We start from the raw sequence: 17,476 nt of genomic DNA, 5'->3' as shown, positions 1-17,476 counted from the left end.
GCTGATGATAGGAAAACCGCTGCATTTCGCAGCGGTTTTTTTCTGCGCTGACAGCAGGCGCCGGCGAATCAGAAAATGGTGTAAGTTTATAGGGAGCCGTTGAGTTTTCTATGAAAAATCGGTGATAATGGGGCCTTTCCGGCGTCGAAAACGGTCCCTGTTTAATCGACCCCCGCTGAGCAAAGGATATTGTGATATGAAAAAAATCGAAGCCATTATAAAGCCATTCAAGTTGGATGATGTGCGTGAGGCCCTGGCAGAGGTGGGGATCACGGGTATGACAGTATCCGAAGTGAAAGGTTTCGGTCGTCAGAAAGGCCATACTGAACTGTACCGCGGTGCGGAATACATGGTGGATTTTCTGCCTAAAGTGAAACTGGAAATCGTGGTGACCGATGATGTGGCCGAGCAATGTGTCGACACCATCATCGAAACGGCCCAAACCGGTAAGATCGGCGACGGTAAAATTTTCATGTTTGATATTGAACGTGTTGTCCGTATCCGTACAGGTGAAGAAGACGAAGACGCGATCTGATTGCTCTGTAACGAATTGTTTTCGCAAACATTATGCTACTACTTGCAGCCTCGGCCTTGTGCCGGGGCTGTGCTTTATGGAGCCATCTCTGATTCTCGATCTGATTATTTAATATCCAGTTTTCCCTGCCGCATTGATGCCTTAGCCAATCTGATTTTGCCTGTTTGCTGACGTTGCCTGTATCTGACGTTGAAAACAGTCTGATCATCCTTCTGTTTCAGTGTCTTCAAGGAGAGTCATCATGAAGCACGTGTCTTTGTCCACTTGCGGCGGGCTTGCCATTTCGGTGCTGACGACGGCAGTCGCGGTACTGATCGCATCGCCACTACTGACAAATAACCTGAGTGTTAACCCTAACGGATTTATCGCTGCCACCATCAAAGAGCACCGGGAGATCCTGTCACTCTGGCCCTTGCTGGCGGCGGCCGCTGTGCTGGTTCAGGGCGTGAGCCTCTGGCTACTGACAAGAAGCCCGCTCACCGGAAAATGCCTGAGTTTGCTGACAACCTTCGTCCTGTTTCCCTTTGGCCTGTACTTCCATATTTGTTATCTGGCAGATTGTAAGCGCTGGGAGCTGCGGCTGTTGCAGGAAGTCAAACCCGAGCTGAAACCTGAGTACCCGCAGTTTGGTTTTTGCGATGAAGACCCGTTAGCTTTCGGTCTGTGCGGCATAGGTATCCTGACCATGATAGTCGGTATTCCCTTTGGCGGACTGGCTGTAGTGGCGGGCGTGGTGATTTTTGTCCGCAACCTGGCCGGTAAAAAGAAAACCGCCCTGATGGTGACCCCTCAGGCATTATTTATTACGCCTAACCCCTGGCTGGGCTGCTATCGGGTGCCTTATATCCAGGTGTCTGCCGTGGCGGTTGTTAAAAACCAGCTTAGAATTCAGATCGATATTGAAGCAGGAAAGACAATTACGGTGCCGGTGAACATCAATGTGCTGGACCGGGATTTACGCCGCCAGGCGAGGGGAATATTACTCGATAAACTGGCCCATGCCGGACTGTTGCATGAGCCAGTTGCCGTGTGATCAGTCTGCGGTTTTAGCCATGGCCTTGCCGTCGTTGTAGCGGCCAGGTTTGTGGTTCATGGCCAGTACCAGATTGAGCATCACGGCACCGAGCAGTGACAGCATCAGAATGGTGGGTGTCATCAGGACATAGGAACAGAGCAGAATACTGATATCGATACCCATCTGAAGCTTACCGGCTGACACCCCGAATTTCTCCTGCAGATACAGCACCAGTACGTTAAATCCGCCCAGGCTGGTGTTATGCCTGAACAGGATCAGCATACCCAGTCCCATCAGCATCCCTCCCATCACGGCGCAGTACACAGGATCAAACTGACTGATCTCAACAAAGTGATGCAGGTTATCTGTAATCACAGACACTAACGCGCCGCAGCAAATACTGGACAGTGCGAAACGGCGGTTCATCCGGCACCAGGCCATGATGTAAAACGGAATGTTCATAACGAAATACAGCTGGCCGAAACTGAAATCAACAAAATGGGTAAGCAAAAGTGCTAAGCCAGTTGTACCACCTGTCAGTAAGTGGGCTTGCTGTAAGAAAAAAACGCCTTGCGCGACGATGAATGTACCAGTAAGAATAGCGATTAGGTTTTCTTTGCGAGAGTGACCGCGGTGTTTCAATCTGTACCTCCAAAATGGTTCCTTTACAGCCTGCCAGTCGGGGTGGCCTTGATGCTGAAAGGTAATGCGCGCGATATGATATAGAGTGAAAATAAAAAAAGAATAGTGTGATCTAACTTAAAGAAAAACCACTCGTAATGAATTCTTTACTGTTTTGTAAATCATTATTTTCGCTTCATGGTTGCAATCACGGTTTCTCTGTCATGTTTTTAATGGAAACCGGTAACAACGTGAAATAAATTCATCTTCCAGATGAAAAAAACGAACAAAAAAACCGGTTAAAAAACCAGAAAAGGGCTACCTGTAGAGAAGCAAATTCGCTAAAATGCGGCTTAATCTTCCGGTGTGACGAAAACGTTTGCGTCGCCGTGGTTACTGGGGTTGTGTTTTTTGTCTGAATGAGGAAAAATGCCAATTATCCCGCGTTGACCTAAGTGTCTGGCCTTGTCTGATACTTAGGTCAACGAATTTGAGAACTATCTGAGTCAGGAGAGACTGATGCTAAAGCGTGACATGAATATTGCTGATTATGACGCAGAACTATTTGCGGCCATCCAGGAAGAGACTGCCCGTCAGGAAGAGCACATTGAGCTGATTGCTTCTGAAAACTACACCAGCCCGCGTGTAATGGAAGCACAGGGTTCACAGCTGACCAACAAGTATGCAGAAGGCTACCCGGGCAAGCGCTATTACGGCGGCTGCGAGTATGTTGATAAAGCCGAGCAACTGGCTATTGACCGTGCCTGCCAGCTGTTTGGTGCCGAATATGCCAACGTTCAGCCGCATTCAGGCTCTCAGGCCAACAGCGCTGTATACATGGCACTGCTCAATGCCGGCGATACCGTTCTGGGCATGAGCCTGGCACACGGCGGTCACCTGACGCACGGTTCACCGGTTAACTTTTCCGGTAAGCTGTACAACGTGATTCCTTACGGCATTGATGAAGCCGGCCAGATCGACTACGCAGAAGTTGAAGCGCTGGCACTGGAACACAAGCCGAAAATGATCATCGGTGGTTTCTCCGCTTACTCGCAAATCGTTGACTGGAAGCGGATGCGTGAAATCGCAGACAAAGCCGGCGCTTATTTCTTCGTGGATATGGCGCACGTAGCCGGTCTGATTGCAGCAGGTGTTTACCCTAACCCTGTGCCGCATGCGCACGTGGTCACCACCACAACGCACAAAACACTGGCCGGTCCTCGCGGCGGTTTGATCCTGTCAAACGCGGGTGAAGATCTGTATAAGAAACTGAACTCTGCGGTATTCCCTGGTGGTCAGGGCGGCCCTCTGATGCACGTGATTGCAGCCAAAGCCGTGGCGTTCAAAGAGGCGATGGAGCCAGAGTTCCAGGCGTATCAGCAACGTGTGGTGGATAACGCGAAAGCCATGGTCAGCCAGTTCCTGGAGCGCGGTTACAAAATCGTTTCCGGTGGCACCGAAAACCACCTGTTCCTGGTTGATCTGATTGACAAGAACATCACAGGTAAAGACGCCGATGCAGCACTGGGTGCGGCCAACATCACGGTCAACAAGAACAGTGTTCCGAACGACCCGCGTAGCCCGTTTGTGACTTCCGGTATCCGTATCGGTACACCAGCAATTACCCGCCGTGGCTTCAACACTGAAGATGCGAAAGAACTGGCGAACTGGATTTGCGATGTGCTGGACAATATCGATAACCCAGCGGTTATCGAAGCGACCAAAGCCAAAGTGCTGGAAATCTGCCAGCGCCTGCCGGTTTACGCATAAGCCGGCACAATGGGTGTCACTAAACACCATTAAAGACCGATCCGCTCTTGGGTCTATCTTGTTCAACGGCATCCCTGGGATGCCGTTTTTGTTGATAAAAATAATGGGCTAAGTCCTCGCATAGCGGTTGATTTGGGGTACACTGAGGCGACGAAATTGAGGAGGCAAGATGCATTGTCCGTTTTGTGGTGCCAATGACACCAAAGTAATCGATTCCCGTCTGGTCGCTGATGGACATCAGGTTCGCCGACGTCGTCAGTGTCTGGCGTGCAGTGAACGTTATACAACGTTCGAAACCGCGGAACTGGTGATGCCGCATGTCATCAAAACCAATGGCAGCCGCGAGCCGTTTAACGAAGAGAAACTGCGCGGCGGTATAGAACGTGCGCTTGAAAAGCGGCCTGTCAGCGCTGATGACATTGAACGCGCCATCAACACTATCAAATCTCGTCTGCGTGCAACGGGTGAGCGGGAAGTAAAATCAGATATGATTGGTAATCTGGTCATGGATGCCCTGATTGAGCTTGATAAAGTGGCTTACATCCGGTTTGCCTCTGTCTACCGTTCATTTGACGATCTCCGCGAGTTTGGCGAAGCCATAGCTAAACTGGAAAAATAAACCAAGATGTTTACGCCTACTGATCACGCCATGATGCGCCGAGCCGTTAGCCTTGCCCGGCGTGGCCGTTTCACGACCGCCCCGAATCCGAATGTGGGCTGCGTCATCGCCAAAGATAACGACATTATTGGCGAAGGTTATCATTACCGCGCGGGCCAGCCGCACGCCGAAGTGTTTGCATTACGTGCCGCTGGCGAGCAGGCCAAAGGGGCGACGGCCTATGTCACCCTAGAGCCTTGTTCCCATTACGGCCGTACACCGCCCTGTGCCGAAGCCCTGATAGCAGCGGGTGTTTCCCGGGTTGTCTGCGCTATGGTTGACCCTAATCCGAAAGTGGCGGGACGCGGTGTTGAGATGCTCAAACAGGCTGGCATTGCCGTTGAGACGGGTCTGCTTGAAGCCGATGCACTGTCATTGAATCCCGGTTTTATCAAACGAATGAAAACCGGCCTGCCTTATGTTCAGCTAAAACTGGCGGCCAGCCTGGATGGTAAAACCGCGCTGGCAAACGGTGTCAGCCAGTGGATAACCGGCCCTCAGGCCCGTGCCGATGTGCAGCGTTTTCGCGCCCAGGCGGGTGCGATTCTGTCAACCAGCGCAACGGTGCTCGCCGATGACCCGTCCTTGAATGTGCGCTGGCAGGAATTAGGGGCAGCCGTCCAGTCTGACTATCCGGAATCTGAGGTACGCCAGCCGGTACGGGTGATCATTGACAGCCAGAACCGCTTGTTGCCGTCACAGCGTTTATTCGCGTTACCGGGAAAAGTGCTGCTGGCCAGAACACAAACTGATGAAGCACTATGGCCGGAACAGGTGCGGCAATTACTGGTGCCTGCTCAGCCGGACGGTCAGCTAGACTTAACAGCACTGATGAAAGCGCTGGCAGCGGAAGATATTAACCATATTTGGGTAGAGGCAGGTGCGAGTCTGGCCGGGGCCCTGCTCAATGCCGGGCTGGTGGACGAATTCATTCTTTATCAGGCACCCAAACTCATGGGCAGCCATGGCCGCAGCCTGATAGATCTGACACAATTCACGGCTATGTCTCAGGTACCGGATGTGACGCTGAGCGATGTGCGCATGGTTGGTGCCGATATTCGGATCCGTGGCACTATAGCTCACCCTGCGTAACAGAATACGTCTGTGTATGGCATCGACAGGTGCCGGGTAAGGAAAAATTAGAATGTTTACAGGTATTATTGAGGCCGTAGGTACGATTACGGCCATCACGCCAACCGGACAAGATGTGTCCGTGACTGTCGACAGCGGCAAGCTGGATTTAGCGGATGTCAAACTGGGCGACAGCATAGCGACCAATGGTGTGTGTCTGACCGTGGTGACACTGACCGGCAAAGGCTATGTCGCCGATCTGTCGCTGGAAACCCTGAACCGCACGGCCTTTACCGATTACAGCCCGGGTCAGCGGGTCAACCTGGAAAAAGCCATGTTGCCGACCACCCGTTTTGGCGGCCATATGGTTTCCGGCCACGTTGATAATGTCGGGGAGATCATTTCCCGCACTCAGACCGGGCGGGCGATTGAGTTTTGGATCAAAGCACCGGATACCCTGGCCCGCTACATTGCCGAGAAAGGATCGGTGGCGATTGACGGGATCAGCCTGACAGTGAATGCCGTCCGCGGGGCGGAATTCAAATTGACGATTGTGCCTCACACGGCATCGGAAACCACAATGGAACACTTTAAGCCAGGCCGTAAAGTGAATCTTGAAGTGGACGTGATTGCCCGTTACCTGGAGCGTTTGATGCTGGGAGAGAAAGCGGCTGAGTCTGAGCCATCGTCTGAACTCAGTATGGCGCTGCTGGCCCGTAGCGGGTTTCTGGGCTGATGATGCAGCCTGAGCAAGATTAAGTACTACGACAATCATTTGGGTAGAGGGAATACAACATGGCGTTGAGTAGCGCGAAGGACATCATTGAAGATATACGTCAGGGTAAGCTGGTTATCCTGATGGATGACGAAGACAGGGAAAATGAAGGCGATCTGATCATTGCCGCGGAAAAAATTACCCCTGAAGCGATCAACTTTATGGCGACTCACGGTCGCGGCCTGATCTGTCTGACACTGACGCAGGCCCGCTGTCAGCAGCTGAAACTGCCACTGATGGTGCAGGATAACGCGGAACAGTTCAGTACCAATTTCACCGTATCGATAGAAGCTGCCAGCGGCGTGACCACAGGGATCTCCGCAGCGGATCGTGCCCGTACTGTGCAGGCTGCGGTGGCCCAGAATGCGTCTCCTGCCGATATTGTCATGCCTGGTCATATTTTCCCTCTGATGGCGCAGGAAGGCGGGGTGCTTGCCCGCGCAGGCCATACTGAAGCGGGTTGTGACATCGCCCGTCTGGCAGGTCTTGAGCCATCCAGTGTGATTGTTGAGATCCTCAACCCGGATGGCACCATGGCACGACGCCCGGATCTGGAAGTGTTTGCCGCCGAGCACGGCCTAAAGCTGGGGACGATCGCCGATTTAATCGAATACCGTAACAATAACGAAACCACGATTGAGCGTGTGGCCGAATGCAGTCTGCCAACGGAATTTGGCGATTTCGATCTGATCACCTATCGCGATACTATCGACAACCAAATTCACCATGCCTTGCGTAAAGGGGACGTAAACCCATCGAATCCGACGCTGGTTCGCGTTCACCTGCAGGACACCTTCAAAGATATCCTGCATTCCGGGGCGTCGCAGTGGACTTTGCCGATGGCCATGCAGCGTATCGCTGAGGAAGGCGGTGTGATGGTGATTCTCAATCGCCATGAAACCCAGGAAGGCATTATCACCAAAGTGAAGAATCTGGCAGCCCAGGCCGATGGTCAGCCTGGTGTGAAACTGAATCCGAAGAACCCGTCACGTCAGGTGGGTGTCGGCTCGCAGATCCTGGCGGATTTAGGTGTTGGCAAAATGCGTCTGCTGTCGTCCAGCAATCAGCGCTATCACTCACTGTCCGGTTTCGGACTGGAAGTGGTGGAATATATTTGCGATTAAGGTCTGTTGACCCTAACGCACTGTTTTTATTAATCCCTAATCCGGAATAGAGATCGCATAACGCTGCCGGGAGAGCCTTGACAGTGAAGTCAATTGGTATCATGTATAAATTGTGATAGACTCCCGCGGTTTCTCAATCCGGAAAGAAAAGACATAGTCACAGGAAGGCCCATGAAGGTAATCGAAGGCGCCATTGCGGCACCCAACGCAAAAATTGCTATTGTTATCAGTCGCTTCAACAGTTTCATCAATGACAGCCTGCTGGCGGGTGCGCTGGACGCACTCAAACGTCAGGGACAGGTAAGCGACGACAACATTACCGTTGTTCGTTGTCCTGGTGCTTATGAGCTGCCTCTGGTCGCCCAGCAAGTTGCTAAAAGCGATCGCTACGATGCTATCGTGGCACTGGGTTCTGTGATCCGTGGCGGTACTCCGCATTTCGAGTATGTTGCCGGTGAATGTAATAAAGGTCTGGCTCAGGTGGCTCTGGAGTACAACACTCCGGTTTCATTTGGTGTTCTGACTGTAGACACAATTGAACAAGCCATCGAGCGTGCCGGTACCAAGGCTGGTAATAAAGGGGCAGAGGCTGCACTCAGCGCGCTTGAGATGGTAAATGTCCTGTCCCAAATTGAATCCTAATGGGGGTTAGAGTGAAACCAGCCGCACGTCGTAACGCACGACACTTTGCCGTCCAGGCCATTTATTCCTGGCAAATCACCAAAGAAAATGCTGCCGATATCGAGCTGCATTTTCTGTCTGGCGAACAGTTTGAAGAAGAAGCTCATCGGGCTGATGCTCCTGTACTGGCAGCACCGCACACTGATGTTGAGTACTTCCGTGACTTGTTCACCGGAGTGGTGCTGAACCATCAGGAACTGGACAGCAAGATGCGTCCCTATCTGTCACGTCCTTTGCAGGATCTGGACCAGATGGAACTGGCGCTACTGCGTCTGGCCTTGTACGAAATCATGAAGCGTGAAGACGTACCGTACAAAGTTGTGATTAATGAAGCGATTGAGCTGGCGAAAATCTTCGGTGCCGAAGACAGCCATAAATTCGTAAACGGTGTGCTGGATAAGCTGGCCCCGGTTTTACGTAAAAAAGCATAATCGCTTCGATGCGAACTGAGGCCAGCTCTGCTGGCCTTTTTTCTGAGTTTCAGCAACCGACTTGACCTCTTATGGCTAGTAATGAATTTGATTTGATAGCCCGTTATTTTGCCCGCCAGCCGGTCCAGCGCCGGGATGTGGTGCTGGCCATCGGTGACGACTGCGCCTTGCTTGAGGCACCTGCAGGTAGCCACCTTGCGGTCAGCACGGACTCACTGGTTTGCGGTAACCATTTCCTGCCCGGTATGGATCCCGCGCTGCTGGCTAAAAAAGCCCTGGCTGCGAACTTAAGTGATTTAGCGGCCATGGGTGCCACGCCTGCCTGGGTATCTCTGGCGCTGACTCTGCCGGAAGCCGACGAAGCCTGGTTAGCCCGGTTCTGTGATGGCTTTTTTGAGATGGCCGATTACTATCAGGTACAGCTGATTGGCGGGGATACCACCAAAGGCCCGCTGAGCCTGACACTGACCATTCAGGGATTTGTGCCTCACGGGCAAGCGCTGACGCGGCACGGGGCGGGTTCCGGGGACTGGATTTATGTCACTGGCTGTCTTGGCGACAGTGCGGCAGGGCTGGCGGTGTTGCTGGAGCAGGCAAAGCATATTGATGCTGCATTAGCTGAACATCTTCTTAATCGCCACTATCAACCTCAGCCGCGGGTGCTGGCCGGTCAGGCATTACGGGGCATTGCCTCTTCGGCACTGGATATATCCGATGGTCTGATTGCTGATCTGGGCCATATCCTGAACCGCTCTCAGGTGGGGGCGGTAATTGATGCCGACAGCCTGCCATTGTCACCCGAGCTGGTGGCATTTTGTGGCGGAGACAGGGATGCGGCCATCAAGATGGCGCTGACAAGCGGCGAGGAGTACGAGCTGTGCTTCACCGTGCCAGCCCATAACCGTGGTACCTTGGATGTTGCTCTGTCTCATGCCGGGGTGAAAGCAACCTGTATTGGCCAGATCCGGCCCGGCAGCAATGTTGTACTTGAGCGAAACGGGCTGCAATTGGACTGGCAGCTGCGTGGATACGATCATTTTTCGGGGTAAGTAGTGCGAGATCCCAAACTTTATATCAAATTAAGTAATCCCTGGCATTTTCTGGCCACGGGATTTGGCAGCGGTTTGTCTCCGGTGATTCCGGGAACTGTCGGTACACTGGCATCTGTCCCGCTCTATTACTTGCTGGCTCAGTTACCTTATGCGGCTTATATCGGCATTACGCTGGCAGCGGCAGTGATTGGGGTGCTGATTTGTCGCAATACCGCCCAGGATATGGGCGTGCATGACCATGGCAGCATAGTGTGGGATGAGTTTGTCGGCTTCTGGATCACCATGGCTGTTGCCCCGCCTATGAGTCTGCCCTGGGTCGTCAGCGGTTTTATCTTATTTCGCTTTTTCGACATGGTAAAACCCTGGCCGATCAGCTGGCTGGATAAAAATGTCCACGGCGGGCTGGGTATCATGATAGATGACATCCTCGCTGGTTTTATGGCTATGATCACCCTGTGGGGCGTGGGCCACTGGATGGGCTGGTAGCCGCGAATCACAGCAGGTAAAACCCTCAAACCGTGCAAGCTGCACGGTTTTTTTTGTCCAATTTTTAACCCAACTTCACAGCACGATTCACACTATCCTTAAGCTGAACCGGGGAGAGGATCCTGGGAGAATAAGATGCAGAGAGTGAATCTGATCCTTGTCGTTCTACTGTTGCTGACCGGTGTTGCCCGGGCGCAGGTGTATCCGTCGACAGGCAGTGCCTGGCTGACACCGGGAGGGTGGGAAGAGCCGCTGTCTACCTCACGGTTTGATTCTGTCGAAGCGGTGACGCGCTGGGAGTTCCGCCATGCCGATCTGGTGCTGGGCAACTGGCAATCGGCCGCGCTGAATGAAGCTGGTACAGTACTGCTACCTTTTCACGCTCAAAACCTGTCTTGTGAACCCGATGAGCAGCAGCGCTGGCTGGCGCAGCAGGCCGGCGCAAATAGCCGGGATCCGGAAAGTGCATTCCTGCATTTTGCGCAAGATACCCGGCTGTCACTCAGCGCTACAAACCTGCAATTAGACCGCCTGCTGGAAGCCAAACCCTGGCTGAGCAGGACCGCGGATACCCTGACCATTCCGGGCTGGGATCCGGTAAACGACAAAGACAGTAACGGGCAACTGAGCGACGCGGAATATCAGCAGCGGCTGAACCCCTTGGCCAGCGCTCGGTTTGCATATCAGGCCCGGGTATTGCTGACCGGCCGGCTGCAAGGCGGCATCTGCACTTTTCGGACTAACCTCTCTGATTCTGCCGTTCGAGCGCAACTGATCAACTGGTATCGCTACCACTGGCGGCAGGTGGCAGCAGACGGCGGTTATACCTCTCGTCTGAGACCTTTGCTCGGGCCTGATATTCTGCCGGTAGTGAGTGGTGGTCAGATCCTGGAGTTATCATTACAGGCCGGTACCCCGGAAGCAGAAGAGCGTTATCTGGCGCAACTGGTTGATTTTCTGGGTCAGCTAAAACAACAGCTCGATCCTGCTCTTCTTGGCGTTTCAACTTCCGGACTGGCGTTATGGCCCGATGAGACGGTTTCCGCGCCATTGCGCTCGCAGGTTGATTTTTGGGTTCGCCCTCGCTTTCTAACACCGGCAATGGGGCTGGCCCGTATTCAGCAAAGCTGGCAACATTTTGCGCTGAGTACCGAAGGAGCCAACAGTGTGCTGATGGTGTCGATGCGTGATGGCCACAGCTATCTCCATCCGGGAGATGAAAGAGCCTGGCATCAGGATGTCGAAACCGGGCTTGCACTCTATTATCTGTTTAATTTGCCGGGCCAGACTTACTATCACAACTGGAGCGGCAGCCTGAGCGTTGACAGTACCAATACCAGTATGCGGGACTGGTACCGGCCAGGGCTGCCTAAAAACTGGGTCTATCAGCCGACTGCCATGCTCAGGGTGGATCTCGGCGATCCGGTATCCGCACCTAAAGGTTATAAGCCTGTCTGGTGGCAGGCTGAGCCGCTCAGTGGTGACAGTCGCGATTCTGTGCTGGGCAGCTACAAGGTCGCGCCTGTTCACTGGTTCTGGCTGTACCGCACTGGCTGGTTTGGCAAACAGCCCTCAGAGGGGGTGATTGCTCGCCGCTATGAGCACGGGCTGGTACTTTACCGGGCGGTTCAGCAAGCGGGTCAGAGTCGCTTTCTGGAAGCGAAACCGATGCGCATCTCCCTGCCGGGTACCTATATCCGGATCTTTTACGACGGTACCACCAGCGAGCCGATGAATTACATTGAGCTCGGAGGCTATGAAGGGGCGGTATTACAAAAAGCAGGGCCAGAGCAATAAACAAGAGCAATAAAAAAGGCGGGATGAGCCGCCTTTTGAAGGTCTTATCGAAAACTGGGTATCGGGATCAGCCCAGCAGCAGGCTGTCGTCGGCCAGCTCTTCGCCACGCACTTTACTGAACATGTCGAGCAAGTGCTTCACGTCCATATCAGCGCGCTCCTGTCCTGCCACATCCAGCACTATATTGCCCTGGTGCAGCATTACGGTACGATCGCCGTATGCCAGCGCATCTTTCATTGAGTGGGTGACCATCAGGACGGTCAGGTCGAATTCTTCGACTACCCGTTTGGTCAGCTCCAGCACGAAAGCGGCCATACGCGGATCGAGCGCGGCGGTATGCTCGTCCAGCAGCAAGAGTTTACTGTCTGCCAGTGTGGCCATGACCAGACTGACAGCCTGACGCTGGCCGCCGGACAGCAGGCCAATGCTGTCGCTCAGCCTATCTTCCAGTCCCAGCCCCAGAATGCTGATGCGTTCCTGAAACAGCTTACGGCGCTGGGAAGATAATGCCAGCTTCCAGGTACGGCGGCTGCCACGCTGGACAGCTAGCGCCATGTTCTCTTCAATCGTGAGTGAAGCACAGGTGCCAGCCAGTGGATCCTGAAACACCCGGGCAGCATATTGCGCCCGCTCGTGCACGGCTTTGCTGGTCACGTCGACACCATTAATGACTACCTTGCCGTCTGACATAGGTGTTTCACCGCTGACAGCACCGAGCAGGGTCGATTTACCGGCACCGTTTGAGCCGATAACAGTGACAAACTGGCGTTCCGGCACTGTCAGGTTAACCCCGCGCAGGGCCTGATTTTCCAAAATGGTGCCTTCATTGAAGGTAACGCGGATATTACTGAGTTCAATCATAGTGTTACTACCTTCTTTTCCGGCTTACGCGAGCTTCTTTGCTGCGACGGTTTGCTTCTTTTTTCGCTGAAAATTGCGTTTCATCTTAGGCGCAATCAGAGCAAGGGCGACCAGTACTGCAGTGATCAGATTCAGATCCGAAGCCTGCAGGCCAAACATGCCACTGCTCAGGGCAAACGCAACGGCCAGCCGGTAGAGCACTGAGCCTAGAATCACAGCGATAACGGCCACCCAGATCTTGCGGCCCGGAATCAGTGTCTGACCCAGAATAACCGCTGCCAGACCCACCACAATCGTACCCACACCCGAGGTGACATCGGCAAAGTTATTGGTTTGCGCGAACAGAGCGCCGGAGAAGCCGACAAAGGCATTCGACAGCGCCAGGCCAAAATAGGTATACAGCGCCGTACTGCCGCCTTGTGCGCTCACCATACGGCTGTTTACGCCGGTAGCGCGCAGTCCGAGGCCGAAGTCACTGGCCAGCAACCGGGTAACGAACCAGCCGCTGAATATGACCAGAGCCAGCACGACAGCCAGGCGTACCAGTCCCGCATCCAGGCCGCTTTCGAAGGCAAAGTTTTCGAATGGGGTCAGGATAGTATCGTCACCCAGCAGGGCCAGGTTTGGTCGACCCATAATGCGGATATTGATAGAGAAAGCAGCAATCATGGTCAGAATACTGGCCAGTAAGTGCAAGATACCGCAACGTACTGCCAGAAAGGCTGTTACCAGGCCACACATACCGCCGGCCAGAATTGCCAGCATTGTTGCCATCCACGGATTCACACCAGCCACTATGGCTGTTGCCGCAACGGCTGCGCCCATTGGAAAACTGCCGTCGACAGACAGATCAGGAAAGTCCAGTACCCGAAATGTCAGGTAAACCCCCAGAGCAACCAAGCCGTAAACCAAGCCGATTTCTAAGGTACCGATCAAAGCAAAGAAAGACATCTACAACTCCTTATTCCTTGCTGGCACCGGCTGGAACGCCGGTGCCCGATAGAGAGGTAAGGTTACTTGGCGATAGAGGTCGCGCGGTCAACCAGAGCCTGAGGGAAGGTAATGTTCAGTTTGGTGGCAGCTTTCTGGTTCAGAGCCAGATCTGAACCTACAGCAACTTTTACCGGTAGTTCAGAAACTTTCTTGCCTTTGAGCAGCGCATCCACATAGTCTGCGGTCTGAACACCCACCTGATAATAATCGAAGCCCAGTGCCGCCAGTGCACCACTTTCAATGTAGGTAGTAGAGGCGCCGATAACTGGAATGCCTGCCTGATTGCCGGCATTCACTAAGCCTTCAACGGCACTGGCCACAGTGTTATCTGTTGGTGCGTAGAGCGCGTCAGCTTTTGAGGCAACGATTTGCGCTGCTGACTGTACATCAGCACTTTTCAGGGCTGTTCCTTCTACCACTTCCATGCCTTGTTCTTTGGCGGCTTTGCGCAGTAAATCAACCAGTGCGACGGCATTGGCTTCGCCCGGGTTGTAAACGACACCAATGCGTTTGGCATCTGGCAGAATTTCTTTCACCAGTGCGACGTGTTGTGCGACAGGGGATAAATCAGACAGACCGGTGACGTTGCGCTCGGGTTGATCAATATTACGCACCAGTTTAGCGCCAACAGGATCGGTGACTGCAGTAAAAACGACAGGAATAGAACGGGTGGCTGCAGCCAGTGCCTGTGCTGTTGGTGTTGCAATACCCACCAGGACATCCGGTTGCTCCCCGACAAACTGTTTGGCAATTTGCACCGCAATCGCAGGGTTACCCTGCGCGGTCTGATAGGAGAATTCCAGATTCTTGCCTTCTTCGTAGCCTTTCGCTTTCAGGCCATCAAGCAGGCCCAGACGAGTGGCGTCCAGCGCCGGGTGTTCAACGATCTGAGACACAGCCACTTTGGCCATTTCGGCTAAGGTTGGTGTCGCCGTTAGGGCTAACGCCGCAGCGATGCAGGCTGCCGAAAGCAATTTGTTTCCCTTCATAGTATGCAATCCTTGTACTGGTGTGATGACAAAGATGGGCCGGCGAGCTGTGCCATCAGAAACACCCATCATTGGCATAATGTTTTAGCGCAATGAGAAAAGAAAGAACATCCAAAAATTAACAACACTGTAACATTGAGCGGGGCTAAGTAACTGCTAAATACTCTATACATGGTCTATTATATTGTGTTTTAGATGATTTTCAGGTTGAAAAATATACAATGTCAGTGAAAATCAGAGTCATGTTTTTTATTGGTATTTTTGTGAGCATGATGAGCTATGACTCAGCAGGAGCGAATTCGGCTGCACGGCTGGATGAATTATGAACAATTCTCTGGTGTGGTGAGACTCTGAGCAAAGCAAGGGGAAGTTCGAGGAAGGCAGTCTGTACAGACTGCCATGACAGGAAAAAGGTGTTATTCAGCAATACATTGAAGTGTATTGTTGCGCTTGCCGATATGGGCAAAAGCCGCTTTCATATTGGCTTCCTGAATATAACGGGGCGGCAGAGGCATGACTTCAACCTGAAAATCCGGTGCATCTGCAGCGATAGGGTTGTCGGCGGTTACCGGGGTGACCATCACCACTTTCAATGCCGGATTGCGCGACAAAATACGGGAAGCTGTCCCTAATCCTTCTGCGGTGTGAAAGCGCCCGGCGACGTGCATTATCTGGTGGTCTGGGTGGGCTTGCAGGTAGTTGACCATGCTTTCAGCCATGGTGTCGTCCCAACTGGTCTGAGCAGCAAATTGTCGTTCAGACTGGGCAGGATCACCATGATGCATAGACTCAGTGAATTTTTCTTTGTATTTGTCATTTCTCAGTGTAAGTGACTGGGCCACCCACTTACGCTCAGTAACTGGAAGTCGATTCAGGTATTCAGCCCCGTAACGGCCGACACAGCGGACGATGGATTTCGGCGCATTGGCGGCGATCACATCAAGCTGATGCTGGCGAGCAAAGTCGACAAGGGGACGGTAATCGGATTCATAATTCGGCCAGGCATTGCCCTGCTTGATCAGTACCTGCTCACCGATTTCGCCGTGAAGGAACTGGTCAACGACCTGCTGTTTGTCGCGGGTAAACTGCTCCATGGACAAAGCCAGTCTGGGGCTATTGGCATACAGTGCCGCCAGCAGCCGGGCTTGCAGCAGGTGAGTGCCCGGATGGCTGTGCCATTCACCCACCAGTACGATATCCGCATCGGACAGCGCATTCGCCAGGGCTTGTTCTGTCAGTTCGGCCCCGGAAGGAGATCGAATGGTGTAATCGTACAGAGTTGGAGGAGTCGCAGCCGTTGTTGTGCTGGATGTTGGCTGTGTGGCACAGCCACTCAGCAGGGCGGCTAATAGCATCGCGTAGCCAGTCTTCATGTATACCATCCTTTGTCTGAAGCATACTTACCGAGCTTATATTAAGAATCAGTATGATAGCCTCAGGGGGTTATGTCATGGGCCGTATGATATTGAAGACTGACGACAGACTCAATAGAAATGAGAATTAGTTGCAATTATCCTGTTCGGAATCATCCACTGTTGCGGATTTTTGGTAAACGCGCAGGGTGAAATCTGCCTCGCAGCTGAATGCGTGTTGCTGCGCCAGGTGCTGCCAGACAGCGTCACTGGTTTTCCACGCAAACGGTGTCATCTGCATCAGTGCCGTTGCTTCACTGCCATTTAAGCTCATGGTGTAATGCAGCTGTTCTTCCTGCACCAAGGACATACCCGGCAGAACTTCAGGCTGAGTATCATGCAGCCTGACGTCGTCATAAATGAGTGCTTTCAATTGATACAAGTGCCGCGGAGCGGGTGTCACTGTTAATAAAACCGCACCGGGTTTCAGCGTGCGGACAATTTCTTCCGCCTTGCATGGCGCATAAATGCGCACCATGGCATCCAGACTCTGATCGGCGAACGGCAGTCTGTGACTGGATGCCACGCAGAAGTGGCAATCCGGATAGCGTTTGGCGGCATAACGAACGGCCACTTTGGAAATGTCCAGGCCGTGCACTTCCAGGCTCGGGTGGCTGGCGCTCAGAGCTGTAAAGGAGGAGGTGTAATAGCCTTCACCACACCCGATATCCAGCATTTTCTTGCTGTTCTCCGGCAGATGCACAGTCAGAAGTTTAACAATGTTTTCTCTCATTAACCGGTAGTGATTTGCCTCAAGAAACTGTCTTCTTGCCTGCATCATCTCTTTGTTATCACCGGGATTTTTTGAGCTTTTATGATGAACAGGCATTAAGTTGACATATCCTTCCTTAGCCTGATCAAACTGATGATTATTTTGGCAACGCCATTGATGTTGCTGATGATGAAGAGGCTGATGGCATAAGGGACATTGATAGGACATAAGAAAGCACCAACGCTGAAAACAAAGGATTGTAACCTGTTTGGGTATGGCATAGAAGCGCAGGGAAAGATCCGGTGGCCTGAGTAATAAGCCCAATAGCCTGAGATAAAAGGTGATCTTTCTCGCAGAAAAATATCCTAATTAATCAATAACCCATATACCCAGTTTTATTAAGGGCTTATTCAGGGAGAAAAGATAATCTGGTCGCGCATAAAGTGAACCTCTGCTCTATGCTTGGATTGGGTTATGCATTTTTATGATGCC

General features: G+C 52.7%; 18 protein-coding genes. 12 read left to right on the top strand and 6 right to left on the bottom strand.

Features of this window, described 5'->3' with window-relative positions; translation table 11 throughout:
* Positions 1-196 precede the first annotated feature (196 nt).
* On the top strand, positions 197-535 hold the full coding sequence (gene glnB, locus Q4491_RS05835) for a nitrogen regulatory protein P-II (protein WP_027252937.1): 339 nt from the start codon (positions 197-199) through the stop codon (positions 533-535).
* 241 nt (positions 536-776) lie between these two features.
* A complete protein-coding gene (locus Q4491_RS05830) occupies positions 777-1,568 on the top strand; it encodes a hypothetical protein (protein ID WP_303455641.1) in 792 nt (263 codons plus the stop codon).
* Here Q4491_RS05830 and Q4491_RS05825 read toward each other — a convergent pair whose 3' ends face one another.
* Entirely contained in the window at positions 1,569-2,192 is a 624-nt protein-coding gene (locus Q4491_RS05825; protein WP_192017005.1) for a YitT family protein, read from the bottom strand.
* Positions 2,193-2,690: 498 nt separating this feature from the next.
* On the opposite strand from Q4491_RS05825, the gene glyA reads away from it, so the two are divergent.
* The 10 genes from glyA (at position 2,691) to Q4491_RS05775 (ending at position 12,016) form a co-directional block, all read left to right on the top strand.
* On the top strand, positions 2,691-3,941 hold the full coding sequence (glyA, locus tag Q4491_RS05820; RefSeq protein WP_192017006.1) for a serine hydroxymethyltransferase: 1,251 nt from the start codon (positions 2,691-2,693) through the stop codon (positions 3,939-3,941).
* 169 nt (positions 3,942-4,110) lie between these two features.
* Entirely contained in the window at positions 4,111-4,560 is a 450-nt protein-coding gene (gene nrdR / locus Q4491_RS05815; protein ID WP_027252933.1) for a transcriptional regulator NrdR, read from the top strand.
* A 6-nt stretch (positions 4,561-4,566) separates the two neighbouring features.
* Positions 4,567-5,691, top strand: a complete 1,125-nt coding sequence (gene ribD, locus Q4491_RS05810) for a bifunctional diaminohydroxyphosphoribosylaminopyrimidine deaminase/5-amino-6-(5-phosphoribosylamino)uracil reductase RibD (protein ID WP_303455636.1) — start codon at positions 4,567-4,569, stop codon at positions 5,689-5,691.
* A gap of 52 nt (positions 5,692-5,743) precedes the next feature.
* A complete protein-coding gene (locus tag Q4491_RS05805; RefSeq protein ID WP_303455634.1) occupies positions 5,744-6,406 on the top strand; it encodes a riboflavin synthase in 663 nt (220 codons plus the stop codon).
* Positions 6,407-6,465: 59 nt separating this feature from the next.
* Positions 6,466-7,569 (top strand): bifunctional 3,4-dihydroxy-2-butanone-4-phosphate synthase/GTP cyclohydrolase II, encoded by a 1,104-nt coding sequence (gene ribBA, locus Q4491_RS05800; protein ID WP_192017009.1) that lies wholly within the window; start codon positions 6,466-6,468, stop codon positions 7,567-7,569.
* Positions 7,570-7,740: 171 nt separating this feature from the next.
* The gene (gene ribE / locus Q4491_RS05795) at positions 7,741-8,211 is read left to right on the top strand and encodes a 6,7-dimethyl-8-ribityllumazine synthase (protein ID WP_027252929.1); all 471 of its coding nucleotides are present in this window, start codon (positions 7,741-7,743) and stop codon (positions 8,209-8,211) included.
* Positions 8,211-8,681 carry a transcription antitermination factor NusB gene (gene nusB / locus Q4491_RS05790; protein ID WP_027252928.1) on the top strand — a complete coding sequence of 157 codons (471 nt, stop codon included), beginning with the start codon at positions 8,211-8,213 and terminating at the stop codon, positions 8,679-8,681. The genes ribE and nusB overlap by 1 nt, the downstream gene beginning before the upstream one ends.
* 71 nt (positions 8,682-8,752) lie before the next feature.
* Positions 8,753-9,730: a thiamine-phosphate kinase gene (gene thiL / locus Q4491_RS05785; protein ID WP_192017011.1), complete on the top strand. Its 978-nt coding sequence runs from the start codon at positions 8,753-8,755 to the stop codon at positions 9,728-9,730.
* 3 nt (positions 9,731-9,733) lie between these two features.
* Positions 9,734-10,219: a phosphatidylglycerophosphatase A gene (gene pgpA / locus Q4491_RS05780; protein WP_192017012.1), complete on the top strand. Its 486-nt coding sequence runs from the start codon at positions 9,734-9,736 to the stop codon at positions 10,217-10,219.
* 135 nt (positions 10,220-10,354) lie between these two features.
* On the top strand, positions 10,355-12,016 hold the full coding sequence (locus Q4491_RS05775) for a hypothetical protein (protein WP_303455630.1): 1,662 nt from the start codon (positions 10,355-10,357) through the stop codon (positions 12,014-12,016).
* Between the two features lie 67 nt (positions 12,017-12,083).
* Here Q4491_RS05775 and Q4491_RS05770 read toward each other — a convergent pair whose 3' ends face one another.
* The 5 genes from Q4491_RS05770 to rlmA form a co-directional block, all read right to left on the bottom strand.
* Positions 12,084-12,878 (bottom strand): ABC transporter ATP-binding protein, encoded by a 795-nt coding sequence (locus Q4491_RS05770; protein WP_192017014.1) that lies wholly within the window; start codon positions 12,876-12,878, stop codon positions 12,084-12,086.
* 24 nt (positions 12,879-12,902) lie between these two features.
* Positions 12,903-13,829: an ABC transporter permease gene (locus tag Q4491_RS05765; RefSeq protein ID WP_192017015.1), complete on the bottom strand. Its 927-nt coding sequence runs from the start codon at positions 13,827-13,829 to the stop codon at positions 12,903-12,905.
* Positions 13,830-13,891: 62 nt separating this feature from the next.
* Positions 13,892-14,860: an ABC transporter substrate-binding protein gene (locus Q4491_RS05760; protein ID WP_218382790.1), complete on the bottom strand. Its 969-nt coding sequence runs from the start codon at positions 14,858-14,860 to the stop codon at positions 13,892-13,894.
* Between the two features lie 416 nt (positions 14,861-15,276).
* A complete protein-coding gene (locus Q4491_RS05755; RefSeq protein ID WP_192017017.1) occupies positions 15,277-16,233 on the bottom strand; it encodes a ChaN family lipoprotein in 957 nt (318 codons plus the stop codon).
* Positions 16,234-16,360: 127 nt separating this feature from the next.
* Positions 16,361-17,212, bottom strand: coding sequence for a 23S rRNA (guanine(745)-N(1))-methyltransferase (rlmA, locus tag Q4491_RS05750; protein WP_303455629.1), 852 nt, complete (start codon positions 17,210-17,212; stop codon positions 16,361-16,363).
* Positions 17,213-17,476 lie beyond the last annotated feature (264 nt).

Origin of the sequence: Photobacterium sp. 2_MG-2023, assembly GCF_030547675.1 — a bacterium.
Classification (GTDB): domain Bacteria; phylum Pseudomonadota; class Gammaproteobacteria; order Enterobacterales; family Vibrionaceae; genus Photobacterium; species Photobacterium arenosum.
This window is presented reverse-complemented; position numbering and strand designations above follow the sequence as displayed.